Source organism: Pseudomonas sp. NPDC089530, from assembly GCF_050280705.1.
Classification (GTDB): domain Bacteria; phylum Pseudomonadota; class Gammaproteobacteria; order Pseudomonadales; family Pseudomonadaceae; genus Aquipseudomonas.
On record NZ_JBNNVU010000126.1, the window covers coordinates 1 to 12,619 of the forward strand.

Below are 12,619 nucleotides of genomic sequence, written 5' to 3' on the forward strand. Positions count from 1 at the left end.
GCCGGCGTCGTCGACGAAGTAGGAGTCCTGGCCGCGGTAGGTGGCGACCCCCAGGGTCAGGTCGGCCAGGTTGTCGCCCTGGGCGAAGGCGCGCGTAGCCAGTCCCAGAGAGGACAAGCCCAGCGCGCCGACGGCCAGGGAGCTGGCGGCGAGGAAGCCGCGACGATTGAGGAGGGTATTCATGCCACGGCCTCGCTGGGGGCTGCGCTGGCCGCGGCGGCGTAGCGGTTGACCGGCACCGGCAGGCCCAGGTTGTCGCGCAGGGTCTGGCCGCTGTATTCGCTGCGGAACAGGCCGCGCTGTTGCAGCACCGGCACCACCAGCTCGGTGAAGTACTGCAGGCCGTCCGGCAACAGCGAGTTGAGGATGAAGCCGTCGGCCGCACCGTTCTCGAACCAGTGCTCGATGGCGTCGGCCACCTGCTCGGGAGTGCCGACGAAGTCGCGCCGGGGTTGGGAGAAGCGCAGGGCCACCTGGCGCAGGGTCAGGCCTTCGTCCCGGGCCAGTTGCTTGATGCGCTCCGAACCGCCTTTCTGGCTGTTGGCGCCCAGGTCGCCCAGTTCGGGGAAGGGCGCGTCCAGCGGGTACTGGCTGAAATCGTGGTCGTTGAACGGCCGGCCGAGGGCGACGATGGCGTCCTCGATGCTCACCAGCGCCACCGCCTGCTGGTAGCGGTCTTCGACTTCCGCCGCATCGCGGCCGACGATCGGGCGGATGCCGGGCAGGATCGACAGCAGCTGCGGGTCGCGGCCAAAGCCCTGGGCGCGGCGTTTCAGGTCCTGGTAGTAGGCCTGGGCTTCGTCGAAGTGCTCGGGGCTGACGAAGATCGCGTCGGCGTTGGCGGCGGCGAAATTGCGCCCGTCCTCGGAGGTGCCGGCCTGGAACAGCACCGGCTGGCCCTGCCGCGAGCGGGCGATGTTGAGCGGGCCTTTCACGGCGAAGAATTCGCCCTTGTGCTCCAGGGCATGCAGCTTGCCGGGGGTGAAGAACTCGCCGCTCTGCTTGTCGTAGGCGAAGGCGTCGTCTTCCCAGGAATCCCACAGGCCCTTGACCACCGCCACATGCTCCTGGGCGATCCGGTAGCGCACGGCGTGGGGCGGGTGCTCGGCCTTGCCGAAGTTGTCGGCGGTGCCGCTGAGCCAGGAGGTGACCACGTTCCAGCCGGCGCGACCGCCGCTGATATGGTCCAGGGAGGCGAACTGGCGGGCGACCTGGAACGGCTCGGTGTAGCTGACGGTGACAGTGGCCACCAGGCCGATGTGCCGGGTGCTGGCGGCCAGCGCCGAGAGAATGGTCAGCGGCTCGAAGCGGTTGAGGTAATGCGGGCTGGATTTCTCGTGGATGTGCAGGCTGTCGGCGATGAACACGAAATCGAGTTTCGCCGCTTCGGCCAGTCGGGCCTGCTGCTGGTAGAAGTCGAAGTTCACGCTGGCGTTGGCCAGGGCCTGTGGGTGGCGCCATTCGCCCCAGCCGTGGCCGACGCCATGGACCATCGCACCGAGTTTCAATTGAGGTTGTTTGCTCATGGTTCTGCTCCTGAATCCGTTCGCTGGGTCAGCGGGATGCCTGGTTGAGTTGGGGGCGCGGGGCGTTGAAGCTCGGGTCGAAGCCCTGGGCGACGTCGACGGGTTTATTGAGGATGCCTTCCTCGCGGTAGATGTCCGCGGTGGTCTGCAGACCGTCGATAACCTGCTGGTCGATCGCCACCGGCTCGATGTGGGTGGCCTTGGCCACTGCCAGGTGCACGGCCAGGGGCAGGCCGGTGACCCGGGCCTGGGCGGCGGCGAATGCCTCGGGGTGGGCGTTGGTCCAGCGGTAGGCGCGGTCGATGCGGGCGACGAAGTCGTCGAGCTGCGCGCGCTTGTCGGCGATGGCCTGGCGGGTGGCGGCCAGGTACAGGTGGTTGCTCAGCAGGTTGTCGCCGCTGACCAGCACCCGGGCCTGGCTTTGCGTGGTGGCGACGGTGGTGTAGGGGTCCCAGGTGGCCCAGGCGTCGGCGCCGCCGTTGTCCAGCAGCAGGCGCGCTTCGCTGGGCAGCAGGTAGATGAACTGCACGTCCTTCGGGCTCAGGCCGGCGCCGCGCAGGGCCTTGATCGCCAGGAAGTGGCCGATGGAGCCGCGGGTGGTGACGATGCGCAGGCCCTTGAGGTCGCGGGCATCGTGCAGCGGCGAGTCCTTGGGCACCAGCAGGGCGGTGGTGTAGCGCCCCTGGGCCTGGACGATGCTGACCACCTTGAGCGGTGCCCCGGCGCCGAGGGCGAACACATAGGGCGCATCGCCCAGGCCGCCGACATCCACCGCGCCGGCATTCAGCGCCTCGCCCAGGGGCGCGGCGGCGGGGAACTCGGAGAACTGGATTGCGTAGGGCACGTCCTCAAGCTCGCCGGAGACTTCCAGCAGCACCTTGAGCGTGGACTTCTGGTTGGCCACCCGCAGCGGTGGCAGGTCGGCGGCCTGAGCCAGGGGGACGAAGCCGAGAACGGCCGCCAGCAACAGCTGGGTGAGGGGCAGGGTAAGGCGCATGACGACAGGCTCCAGGCAGGGATCGAGGGTTCGGGTCACCTCCGCCTGGAGAAGGGGTCGGTTGGGGTGTTGCTGATGTCGTTCGGTGTGGTTTCGGGCGGCTGATGGCCTGGGAAGGTCCATCAGCCGGATGGCTTCAGATCACCGGCTTCAGATCACATGGAAGCCATGGGTGCCGTCGCGGGCCAGTTGCGCCACCAGCCCGAACTCCCAGTCCAGGTAGGCCTGCATGGCGTCCCGCGGGTTATCGGTGCCCTCGTAGGGCCGGCGATAGCGGTCGATGCGCGGCGAGGCCAGGCGGGTTTCGCCGGTTTCCAGCGGCAGCTGCGCGGCGACCCAGGCGGCGGTGCCCTGGCGCAGCAGGAACGCCGGCTTGCCGGTCAGGGCCTCGACCTCGGCCACCGCCAGCCGCGCCAGCTGGCTGCTGCCGCAGGTCAGCACATAACGCCGGGCCGGCGGCAGTGTGGCCAGGACTTCAGGCAACTGGGCGCGCAGGGCCCACCAGGCGCCCGGAATATGGCGCTTGACGTAGTTGGCGCTGCTGGTGAAATCCAGCACCAGGCTGTCGCCTTCGGCCAGCCATTCGGCCAGGGTCTGCGGGCTGATTTCCTCGGCCTGGCGCGGCGCCGGCACTGGCGCCTGCCATGGGCCCTGTTCGCTGAAATGCGCCGGCTGCAAGTCGTCCAGGACATAAACCTCCCAGCCCAGTTGGGCGAGCCAGGAGGCCGACATATTGGCGCGCACGCCGTCGTCGTCCACCAGCACCAGGCGCGCGCCGCGCACGCTGGCGAAGTGATCGGTTTCCTGCACCAGCTGCCCGCCAGGGGTCGAACGGGAAGCGGGCAGGTGCCCGGCCTCGTATTCTTCCGGGCTGCGCACATCGAACAGGTAGGTGCTGCGGGCCGCTTCCTGCTGCCAGCGCTGCAGGTCGGCGAAGCTGGCGCGGCCCACCCGGGCCCGGTCGGCCACGCGCCGGGCGTCGTTGGCGGCGATTTCGCGCTGGGCCTCGCTGGTCGCTGCGAAACGCCGCGACTGGCCGTGCTCCAGGGTCTGCCCGGCCAGGGTCCAGCCGATGGTGCCGTTGCGCAGGGCGGCCACCGGGTTGGCGAGGCCGGCGTTGATCAGCGACTGGGTGCCGATGATGCTGCGGGTGCGCCCGGCGCAGTTGACCACGATCCGGGTCGCCGGGTCCGGCGCCAGCTGCCGGGCGCGCAGCACCAGCTCCGCCCCCGGCACGCTGATGCCGCCGGGAATGCTCATGGTCTGGTATTCGTCGAAACGCCGGGCATCGAGCACTACGACGTCGGCCTTGTCGTCGAGCAGCGCCTGGACCTCTTCGGCCGCCAGGGAAGGGGTGTGACGCTGGCTTTCTACCAGTTCGCCGAAGGCCTTGCTCGGCACATTGACGTCGATGAACAGCTCGCCGCCGGCGCTGCGCCAGCCTTGCAGGCCGCCGGCGAGCAGGGCCACATCGAGGTAGCCCAGCGCCCGCAGGCGCTGCACGGCGATGTCCGCCAGGCCTTCGCCATCGTCGTAGACCGTGACCGGCGTAGCGCGCCGGGGAATCCGCGCATAGACCTCCAGTTCCAGCTTCGACAGCGGGATATTGGCGGCGAACAATGGATGCCCCTGGGCGAAGGGCGCCTCTTCGCGCACATCGATAAGGGCCAGCTCTTCACGGTTCAGCAGCGCCTGGCGAATCTGGGCATAGGTGCGGGTGAATGCAGTGCTCATAGGGCTTGGCTCTCTTTGGACAGGTCCCAGATATTGGGCAGGAAGGCGTTGGAATAACCGGAGATGAACAGCTTCTCGCTGCCGTCGTTCTGGTACACCGCGCGGCGCACCGCGCCGATGTTGGCGCCGTACACATGGATGCTGATCGACACTCGGTCGGCGAAGGCATTGCTGACCTGGTGGATGTCGCCGATCCGCGGCGACACGGCCTCCACCTGGCCGGGGCGCAGCTCGATGCGCTCGCCCTCGGGCAGCAGGCGGCCGTCGCCATGGCGCTGGAAACCCTGGGAGTATTCCGCGCCGCGCAGCATGCCGATCAGCCCCCAGGTGCGGTGGTCGTGGATCGGCGTGCGTTGCCCCGGACCCCAGACGAAACTGACGATGCTGAAGCGCTGCCGCGAGTCGGCATGCAGCAGGTACTGCTGGTAGCGCTCAGGGTCGGGCTGGGCGAACTCTTCGGGCAGCCAGTCGTCGTGGCCGACCAGTTGCGCCAGCAGCTTGCCGCCGCGGTGCAGCAGGTCGCCTTCGCGGGGGTGGCTGTCGATCAACTCCGCCAGGGCGCCGATAAATGCTCTGAGTCGCTCCGGATGTCGGGCCTGGGTCATGGCGCCTCCCTTGTCATGGTGCAAGGTCATGGTGAAAGGTGATGTCATGATTTAAGCATAATGATTTTTCTTAATATGCTATTTTTTTATGATTAGGTTATAGCTGAAAGGAATTTAGAACCCTTGTGAATAGCGTTAGTCGTTATCGATAGGTGGGCTGGGCTATTCAGCCCGTGACAATGGAACTATGCTTTTTCGACATCTTAATGACTGTTCTCTATGTGCGGGCCAAATGAAAATTGATGATATCGACGCCTTTGTCGAAGTGATTCGTTGCCAGTCCATCAGCCATGCCGCCGAGACCCTGCAGCTGACGCAGCCGGCGATCACGCGGCGCGTGCAGAACTTCGAGCAGGCCCTGGGGGTGGAGCTGTTCGACCGCAATACCAAGCCGCTCAAGCCGACGCTGATCGGCACCCGGGTGTACGAACAGTGCCGCCTGATCCTGCGGGAAATGGATGCCCTGCGCGAGCTGGTGGCCACCGACGCGCCGCCCACCGGGCTGTTGCGCCTGGGCGTGCCGCAGACCATCGGCGATGTGGTGCTGCTCGATGCCCTCAAGCACCTGCGCCTCGAGTACCCCGAGCTGCGGACCCAGGTGGCCACCGGCTGGGGCAGCCAGCTGGTGGGCAAGATCGAGCGCGGCGAGCTGGACGCGGCGGCCGCGCTGTTCCCGGCGGGCAAGATCTTCCCGGACAACATCGTCGGCGAGTCGATCGGCAAGATGGAACTGGTGGTGGTCTGCGCCCTGGGGCAATTGCCCAAGCGCCCGGGCAAGCTGGCCGACGTCTACCAGAACGGCTGGATCCTCAATCCCGACGGCTGCGGTTTCCGCGCCGGCTTGCAGCGCACCCTGTCGGACCAGGGCCTGGCCCTGCGGGTCAACCTGGAAACCTTCGGCACCGAATTGCAGCTGGGCCTGGTCGCCGATGGCCTGGGCCTGGGCCTGGTGCCGCGCCCGTTGCTGGAGCGCAGCGCCCACCGCGAGCGACTGGCGGCGATGCCGCTCAAGGACTTCAAGCCGGTGATGGACCTGTGGCTGATCTACCCGCATTTTCTCGGCAACCTGCAGGGGCCGGTGGATGCCTTCGGCAAGCTGGTCGCCGACTCGTTGCAGAAGATCAAGAGCGCCGCCTGAGGCGTTCGAGGGGGAAGGAGAGGGGAAGCTTAAGATAAAAAATAATGATAATTAGCTTAGATTAAAATGTGCTTTTTATTATTTTTGGCCTTCCCCTAGGCTTGCTGGAGATCGTTAAAGGCCATCCAGGAAGTCTTGCCATGAGCAGCGTCAGCCCGTTATCCAGCGTCTCGAAACCTGTCCGCCAGCGCGTCAGCCCCGAAGAGTGGGAAGTGCGGGTGAAACTGGCCGCCGCCTACCGGCTGGCGGCGCAGTTCAAGTGGACCGACCATATCTACACGCACTTTTCCGCCCGGGTGCCGGGGCCCGACGAGCACTTCCTGATCAACGCCTTCGGCTTGCTGTTCGACGAAATCAGCGCCTCCAACCTGGTCAAGGTCGACATCGACGGCACCCTGGTCGACGACCCCACGGGCCTGGGCATCAACTACGCCGGCTATGTGATCCACAGCGCGATCCACGGCGCCCGGCCCGACCTGCACGCCGTGCTGCACACCCACACCCGCGACGGCATCGCGGTGTCCGCCCAGCGCGACGGCCTGTTGCCGATCTCCCAGCACGCCATCGGTTTTTCCGGGCGGGTGGCCTACCACGGTTACGAAGGCATCGCCCTGGACCTCGACGAGCGCGAACGGCTGGTGGCGGACCTGGGGGACAAGAGCGTGTTGATCCTGCGCAACCACGGGCTGCTGACCGCGGGCATCAGCGTCGAGCACGCGTTCCAGCAACTGCACCTGCTGGAGCGCGCCTGCAACATCCAGATCGCCGCCCAGGCCAGCGGCAACGCCGAACTGATCTTCCCCCCGGCCGAGGTGGTGGCCAAGGTCGAGAAACAGGCCGAAGCCTTCAAGAACGGCGACAGCCCAAGCGTCGCCCGGCATTGGGATGCGCTGATCCGCCAGTTGGAGCGTAGTGATACGGCCTACAAGGAGTGATGCCCCCAACGCGGTGTGACCGCCTCGCAGCAGCGCCTGGTCCGGCGCCCGCTTCGCGGTCGTGCGCAGCCTCGCTAGCGCTCGACAGCGGCTACACGAACGTATCGGCGGAAGTCCTGTAGCCGCTGCCGAGCGCCAGCGAGGCTGCGATCGGGTGGGCGGCATTCCGACGCAACCCCGCAAGGCTGGCGACAGGGTATTACTGATCTGCAGCGGCGCCTGGGCTGGGCGCCTCCATCCAGACATCTTCGTAACCGTCGTCGTCGATGATGAACCTGGCGCCCGCGGGCAGGCAGAGGTAGTTCATGACGCGTGGCAGCATTTCAGGCAGATGCTCGGTGTGGACCGGCTGATAGAAATCATCCGCGTCCGAGTAGTCCCCACAGTGGATGAACCAACTGACATTACCGCCTTCTGGCAACGCAATCCGGGTACCGTAGATGGGCGACCTGCCCAGGGTGGCCAGCGCCACGGCGATCATGTCGTCTGGAAGAAGTACAGCGAGTCCGTACTTGTCACAGAGGGCTTTCTGTAGCGGGGTGGGAGCGGTGGGGGCGGTCATTTGTGCTTGTCACATCCCTGGACTGGTGTTCATGCGTTTCGAATAGAGGGTGTATTGCCGGGGCAGATTACCTGCCTTTCAGCCGTACTCGAAGCACTCCAGCCCTGCATCTGGAAATGAGGGGCTATGGCAGCGGGCGCTCACCATAGGCAGGGCGGCCCCAGCCCCACACGGGTGACCGCATTGCACGATCACCGATCAGACCGCAGGCGATCCCGCTCAAGGGTGGGCCGAGGCGTCACCCCGGGAGCAGGACAAAACCCGGCGTCCAGGCACTCAGGCGACGCGCCGTTTGCGCTCGCGCTCGGCCACCCGTTGTCGCGTCAACGGAATCAGGCGCTTGCCGTAGTCGATGGCGTCGTCCAGCGGGTCGAAGCCGCGGATCAGGAAGGTGGTGATGCCCAGGTCGTAGTAGTCGAGCAGGGCTTCGGCCACCTGTTCCGGGGTGCCGACCAGGGCGGTGGAGTTGCCCTGGGCGCCGAGCAGGCCGGCGATGCCGGTCCACAGGCGTTTGTCCAGGCGCGAGCCCTGGGCCGCGGCGGCCAGCAGGCGGCGCGAGCCTTCGTTGGGCGGTTCGCGGCGCACGAAGCCGTTCCGTTCGGCCAGGGCGGTGGCCTGTTGCAGGATGCGCTCGGCGCGGGCCCAGGCCTGTTCCTCGGTGTCCGCCAGGATCGGCCGCAACGACAGGCTGAAACGGATGTTGCGGCCATGCTTGGCCGCTTCGGCCCGCACCTGGCTCACCACTTCGCGCACTTGTTCGTAGGTCTCGCCCCACAGCGCATAGACGTCCGCATGCTTGCCCGCGACCGCGATGGCGGCCGCCGACGAACCGCCGAAATACAGCGGAATGTGCGGCTGTTGCGGCGAGCGCACCGCCGAGTGCGCGCCCTCCACCTGGTAGTACCGGCCCTGGTGGTCGAAGGGCTGCTCGCTGGTCCATTCCCGGCGCAGCACCTCCAGGTATTCGTCGGTGCGGGCGTAGCGCTCGTCCTTGCCGAGGTGGCTGCCGTCGGCGCGCAGTTCGCGGTCGTCGCCGCCGGTGATGATGTGCACCGCCGTGCGCCCGCCATTGAACACGTCCAGGGTGGCGAACTGGCGCGCCGCCAGGGTCGGCGCGACGAAGCCCGGGCGGTGGGCGATGAGGAATTGCAGTTTTTTCGTCACGCTGGCGGCGTGGGCGGCAATCAGCGTGCTGTCCGGGCTGGTGGAATGGAAGGCCACCAGTGCGCGGTCGAAGCCGGCCTCTTCGTGGGCACGGGCCACTTGTGCCACGTAGTCGGGTTGCAGGGTGGGGCCGCTGGGGGCATGGATCTCCGACGACTGATGGCCGCCGATGTAGCCGATGAATTCGATACTCATGGTGGATTCCTCATGGATTGAACAGGTGCGATCAAGCCTCCACCGGGCAGGGGGTCGGTCCGTGGTGTCGAAAGTAGGCGCAGCGGGGCAGGGCTGTGAAATGCCGTTTCGTTCTAAGTTAATTATTAAATTAATTGATTATCTTTAGATAAATTCATCAGTAGTGCGCATTTTGTCCAGGGGCAGGGGCACCCCCGGCAAAGGGCCTGGGCCGCGCGCTTTACTATGCAAATTATTTATTCGGTTCGTTTTATATCTGATTTTTAATCATATTAGGTTATTCCCAAAAAGAATTTCACTGAGATTTTTTATGCGAATAGCATGAGTCGAAAGCCGATACATGGCGCCTCCGGCCATGTGCTTGATGAGGAAGGACGCCCGATGAGCGAAAAGACTTTCGAGACCCCGAGCCCCGGCGGCTCGTTTTCCGTCGATAAGGCCGTTCGCCTTGGCCAGGCCGGACAGCGCGCCTCGCGGCTGATTCCCGACTGGCTGCGCAACTGGCGCACCCCCGAGGTCCTGCTGCGGCTGATCAGCCCGATCGTGCTGCTGTTGCTGTGGGAGCTGGCGTCGCGCTGGGGGCTGATTCCCCAGCGGGTCATCGCCGCGCCGTCGCAGATCGGCGGCACGCTGTGGGCCATGCTCGCTTCCGGCGAGCTGGGCCGGCACCTGCTAGTGTCGCTGCAGCGGGCGCTGGTGGGGCTGAGTATCGGGGTGAGCATCGGTGTGGTCGCGGCGCTGATCAGCGGCCTGTCGAAGCGCGGCGAAGTGGTGCTCGATTCGCCGATGCAGATGCTGCGCACCATTCCTTCCCTGGCCCTGGTACCGCTGTTCATCCTCTGGTTCGGCATCGGCGAGTTCACCAAGATCGCCCTGATCGTCACCGGCACCACCTTCCCGGTGTACCTCAACCTGTTCGCCGGCATCCGCAACATCGATCCCAAGCTGATCGAGGCGGCCAACACCCTGGGCCTGAGCCGCCGCGAGCTGATCTGGCACGTGATCCTGCCGGGCGCCTTGCCCTCGTTCTTCGTCGGCCTGCGTTACTCCCTGGGGATCTCCTGGCTGGCCCTGGTGTTCGTCGAACAGATCAACACCACCGCCGGCATCGGCTACCTGGCCAGCGACGCCCGGGACTTCATGCGCACCGACGTGATCGTGATCTGCCTGCTGATCTACAGCGTCCTTGGCCTGTTGATCGACGGGCTGATCCGCACCCTGGAACGTTTCGCCCTGGCCTGGCGCCCATCTTTCGTGAGGAACTGATATGTCGAGCATCGATCCTGTGGACGCATCCCCATCCGTGGCCCCCGTGCAACTGCGCAACGTGGTCCGCCAGTTCGGCCAGCAACGGGTCATCGACGGCCTGGACCTGGACATCGCCCCCGGCGAGTTCGTCGCGCTGCTGGGCGCCAGCGGCTCGGGCAAGACCACCTTGCTGCGCAGCCTGGCCGGGCTCGACAGCATCGACAGCGGCCAGTTGCGGGTGCCCAAGGCGCGGGCCGCGGTGTTCCAGGAACCGCGGCTGATGCCCTGGAAGCGCGCCTGGAAGAACGTGATCCTCGGCCTGCGCATTCCCAACGCCCGGGCCCGGGCGGTGCAGGCCCTGACCGAAGTGGGCCTGGCCCATCGCCTGGAAGCCTACCCGGCGACCCTCTCCGGCGGCGAAGCCCAGCGGGTGGCGCTGGCCCGCGGCCTGGTGCGCGAGCCCAAGCTGCTGTTGCTCGACGAACCCTTCGCCGCCCTCGATGCCCTGACCCGGATCCGCATGCACCGGCTGATCGTCGACCTGTGGCGCAAGCACCGGCCGGCGGTGCTGCTGGTGACCCACGACGTGGACGAGGCCATCCTCCTGGCCGACCGGGTGATCGTCCTGGCCAACGGCAAGATCGCCGAGCAACTGAGCATCGACCTGCCGCGATCCCGGGACAGCGGCCAGGCCGGCTTCCAGGCGATCCGCGCGCGGCTGCTGGGGCTGCTGGGGGTGGAAGCGGCGGAGCCGGCGGTGCACCTGGCCGACCCGGTCCGTCCGCTGCCGAACAGCAGCGTCCGGCGCTTTGCCCACGGCTGATCCTGGGTCGCGGGGCGCCTGGGTATTGGCCGGGCGGCCTCACATCTGCGGCGGCCAGTTGTGGGATTCGCCCTGGCAATCCGTGCACCAGGCGTACAGCGCGTCGTACAGGACCAGGCCATGGGCGAGCATTTCATGGTCATCGGCGTAGCGCCGCGACAGCCCCAGGGAAATCGCATACAGGCCCGCCGATTGCGGAGTCAGGTCCAGGCGCGAGGTGTCGGCGCCGCGCACGATCCTGGCCAGTTGCTGCAGGGCGGGTTGGTCGAGGGCGTACTGCTTGAGGAACGCATCGAAGCTGCACAGCTCGCCCTCGTGGCTCAGCTCGACGCCGGGAATGTCGTAGGGCACCGCGTCTTTTTCCGCGGCCAGGCGCAGCACATCGGCGCTGGGCACATAGAGGAACTCGGCCTGGGGATCGATGAAGCGCGCGATCAGCCAGGGACAGGCGATGCGATCGATCTTCGGCCGTTCACGGGTAATCCACCTCATGCAACACCTCCCGCCTGACTCGGCAGGCTGGACGATCCGGCAGGCCCGATGCCCGCCGGAAATCTAACGCAGCAGGTGCACCGCCAGGCCGAGGAGGGCACAGGCCAGCAGCACCTGGATAACGCCACGCTTGAAACGGAACAGGGCGATCGCCGCGGCGATGGCGATCAGCGCCGACGGCCAGTCGAGCGCGCCGCCGAAGCCCTTCGGCCACAGCACGTGGTAGCCGAAGAAGCACGCCAGGTTGAGGATCACCCCGACCACCGCGGCGGTGATTCCGGTCAGCGGCGCGGTGAATTTCAGTTCGTTGTGGGTCGACTCCACCAGCGGGCCGCCGGCGAGGATGAACAGGAACGAAGGCAGGAAGGTGAACCAGGTCACCAGGGTCGCCGCCAGGGCACCGGCGAGGAACATCTGGTCGGCGCCAAACACCTGGGCGACATAGGCCCCGATAAAACCGACGAACGCCACCACCATGATCAGCGGCCCGGGGGTGGTTTCCCCCAGGGCCAGGCCGTCGATCATCTGGGTCGGGGTCAGCCAGGCGTAATGGCCGACCGCGCCCTGGTAGACATAGGGCAGCACCGCATAGGCGCCGCCGAAGGTCAGCAGCGCGGCCTTGGTAAAGAACCAGCCCATCTGGGTCAGGGTGCCATTCCAGCCAAAGAGCGCGGTCAGGAGTCCCATCGGCAAGGCCCAGAGCACCGCGCCCACCAGGACCAGCCGGGTCAGTTTCAGCCAGCTGAAGCGGGCATGGTCAGGGGTAGGGGTGTCGTCATCGATCAGCGCCGCGCCGAAGGACTTTTGCGCGGCGCCATGGCCGCCGGTGCTGAACTTCCCGGGGGCCAGCCGGCCGCCGGCATAACCGATCAGCGCCGCCCCCAGCACGATCAGCGGGAAGGGCACATCGAAGGCGAAGATCGCGATAAAGGACGCCGCCGCGATGGCCCACAGCCAATTGTTCTTCAGCGCCCGGGAGCCGATCCGGTGCGCGGCCTGCACCACGATCGCCGTCACCGCCGGCTTGATGCCATAGAACAGCCCGGCCACCACCGGGACTTCGCCGAAGGCGATGTACAGCCACGACAAGGCGATCAGGATGAACAGCGACGGCAACACGAACAGCGCGCCGGCGATTATCCCGCCCCAGGTGCGGTGCATCAGCCAGCCGATATAGGTCGCCAGCTGCTGGGCCTCGGG

General features: G+C 66.6%; 13 protein-coding genes. 4 read left to right on the top strand and 9 right to left on the bottom strand.

Annotation, left to right across the window (positions count from 1 at the left end; translation table 11 throughout):
* The 5 genes from ACQKQA_RS27810 to ACQKQA_RS27830 form a co-directional block, all read right to left on the bottom strand.
* Window positions 1-183: twin-arginine translocation signal domain-containing protein (locus tag ACQKQA_RS27810; protein WP_427564421.1), on the bottom strand; the 183-nt coding region annotated here is incomplete at its 3' end.
* Window positions 180-1,526: an LLM class flavin-dependent oxidoreductase gene (locus tag ACQKQA_RS27815; RefSeq protein WP_427564422.1), complete on the bottom strand. Its 1,347-nt coding sequence runs from the start codon at window positions 1,524-1,526 to the stop codon at window positions 180-182. The genes ACQKQA_RS27815 and ACQKQA_RS27810, both read right to left, overlap by 4 nt.
* A 28-nt stretch (window positions 1,527-1,554) precedes the next feature.
* Entirely contained in the window at window positions 1,555-2,523 is a 969-nt protein-coding gene (locus ACQKQA_RS27820) for an ABC transporter substrate-binding protein (protein WP_427564423.1), read from the bottom strand.
* 150 nt (window positions 2,524-2,673) lie between these two features.
* Window positions 2,674-4,257, bottom strand: coding sequence for a rhodanese-related sulfurtransferase (locus ACQKQA_RS27825; RefSeq protein ID WP_427564424.1), 1,584 nt, complete (start codon window positions 4,255-4,257; stop codon window positions 2,674-2,676).
* Window positions 4,254-4,862: a cysteine dioxygenase gene (locus ACQKQA_RS27830; protein WP_427564425.1), complete on the bottom strand. Its 609-nt coding sequence runs from the start codon at window positions 4,860-4,862 to the stop codon at window positions 4,254-4,256. Before ACQKQA_RS27830 ends, ACQKQA_RS27825 begins: the two co-directional genes overlap by 4 nt.
* 232 nt (window positions 4,863-5,094) lie before the next feature.
* Between ACQKQA_RS27830 and ACQKQA_RS27835 the strand changes: the two genes are divergently transcribed.
* Both ACQKQA_RS27835 and ACQKQA_RS27840 read left to right on the top strand, forming a co-directional pair.
* The gene (locus ACQKQA_RS27835; protein WP_427564426.1) at window positions 5,095-6,000 is read left to right on the top strand and encodes a LysR family transcriptional regulator; all 906 of its coding nucleotides are present in this window, start codon (window positions 5,095-5,097) and stop codon (window positions 5,998-6,000) included.
* 140 nt (window positions 6,001-6,140) lie between these two features.
* Window positions 6,141-6,935 (top strand): class II aldolase/adducin family protein, encoded by a 795-nt coding sequence (locus ACQKQA_RS27840; protein ID WP_427564427.1) that lies wholly within the window; start codon window positions 6,141-6,143, stop codon window positions 6,933-6,935.
* A gap of 199 nt (window positions 6,936-7,134) precedes the next feature.
* On the opposite strand, the gene ACQKQA_RS27845 is transcribed toward ACQKQA_RS27840, so the two are convergent.
* Both ACQKQA_RS27845 and ACQKQA_RS27850 read right to left on the bottom strand, forming a co-directional pair.
* Entirely contained in the window at window positions 7,135-7,497 is a 363-nt protein-coding gene (locus ACQKQA_RS27845) for an immunity protein Imm33 domain-containing protein (protein ID WP_427564428.1), read from the bottom strand.
* 276 nt (window positions 7,498-7,773) lie between these two features.
* Window positions 7,774-8,856, bottom strand: a complete 1,083-nt coding sequence (locus tag ACQKQA_RS27850; protein ID WP_427564429.1) for an LLM class flavin-dependent oxidoreductase — start codon at window positions 8,854-8,856, stop codon at window positions 7,774-7,776.
* A gap of 381 nt (window positions 8,857-9,237) precedes the next feature.
* Between ACQKQA_RS27850 and ACQKQA_RS27855 the strand changes: the two genes are divergently transcribed.
* The gene (locus ACQKQA_RS27855; RefSeq protein ID WP_427564430.1) at window positions 9,238-10,122 is read left to right on the top strand and encodes an ABC transporter permease; all 885 of its coding nucleotides are present in this window, start codon (window positions 9,238-9,240) and stop codon (window positions 10,120-10,122) included.
* Window position 10,123: 1 nt separating this feature from the next.
* Entirely contained in the window at window positions 10,124-10,927 is an 804-nt protein-coding gene (locus tag ACQKQA_RS27860; protein WP_427564431.1) for an ABC transporter ATP-binding protein, read from the top strand.
* Window positions 10,928-10,966: 39 nt separating this feature from the next.
* Here ACQKQA_RS27860 and ACQKQA_RS27865 read toward each other — a convergent pair whose 3' ends face one another.
* Both ACQKQA_RS27865 and ACQKQA_RS27870 read right to left on the bottom strand, forming a co-directional pair.
* Window positions 10,967-11,419: a chromate resistance protein ChrB domain-containing protein gene (locus ACQKQA_RS27865; RefSeq protein WP_427564432.1), complete on the bottom strand. Its 453-nt coding sequence runs from the start codon at window positions 11,417-11,419 to the stop codon at window positions 10,967-10,969.
* Between the two features lie 63 nt (window positions 11,420-11,482).
* Window positions 11,483-12,619 (bottom strand): chromate transporter (locus tag ACQKQA_RS27870; protein ID WP_427564433.1); only part of this gene is annotated, 1,137 nt, incomplete at its 5' end.

Excerpts from the sequence above, each read along its gene's own strand:
- ACQKQA_RS27835 (WP_427564426.1), top strand. The coding sequence starts at position 5,095 with ATGAAAATTGATGATATCGACGCCTTTGTCGAAGTGATTCGTTGCCAG.
- ACQKQA_RS27825 (WP_427564424.1), bottom strand. The coding sequence starts at position 4,257 with ATGAGCACTGCATTCACCCGCACCTATGCCCAGATTCGCCAGGCGCTG.
- ACQKQA_RS27845 (WP_427564428.1), bottom strand. The coding sequence starts at position 7,497 with ATGACCGCCCCCACCGCTCCCACCCCGCTACAGAAAGCCCTCTGTGAC.
- ACQKQA_RS27860 (WP_427564431.1), top strand. The coding sequence starts at position 10,124 with ATGTCGAGCATCGATCCTGTGGACGCATCCCCATCCGTGGCCCCCGTG.
- ACQKQA_RS27855 (WP_427564430.1), top strand. The coding sequence starts at position 9,238 with ATGAGCGAAAAGACTTTCGAGACCCCGAGCCCCGGCGGCTCGTTTTCC.
- ACQKQA_RS27865 (WP_427564432.1), bottom strand. The coding sequence starts at position 11,419 with ATGAGGTGGATTACCCGTGAACGGCCGAAGATCGATCGCATCGCCTGT.
- ACQKQA_RS27815 (WP_427564422.1), bottom strand. The coding sequence starts at position 1,526 with ATGAGCAAACAACCTCAATTGAAACTCGGTGCGATGGTCCATGGCGTC.
- ACQKQA_RS27830 (WP_427564425.1), bottom strand. The coding sequence starts at position 4,862 with ATGACCCAGGCCCGACATCCGGAGCGACTCAGAGCATTTATCGGCGCC.
- ACQKQA_RS27820 (WP_427564423.1), bottom strand. The coding sequence starts at position 2,523 with ATGCGCCTTACCCTGCCCCTCACCCAGCTGTTGCTGGCGGCCGTTCTC.
- ACQKQA_RS27840 (WP_427564427.1), top strand. The coding sequence starts at position 6,141 with ATGAGCAGCGTCAGCCCGTTATCCAGCGTCTCGAAACCTGTCCGCCAG.
- ACQKQA_RS27850 (WP_427564429.1), bottom strand. The coding sequence starts at position 8,856 with ATGAGTATCGAATTCATCGGCTACATCGGCGGCCATCAGTCGTCGGAG.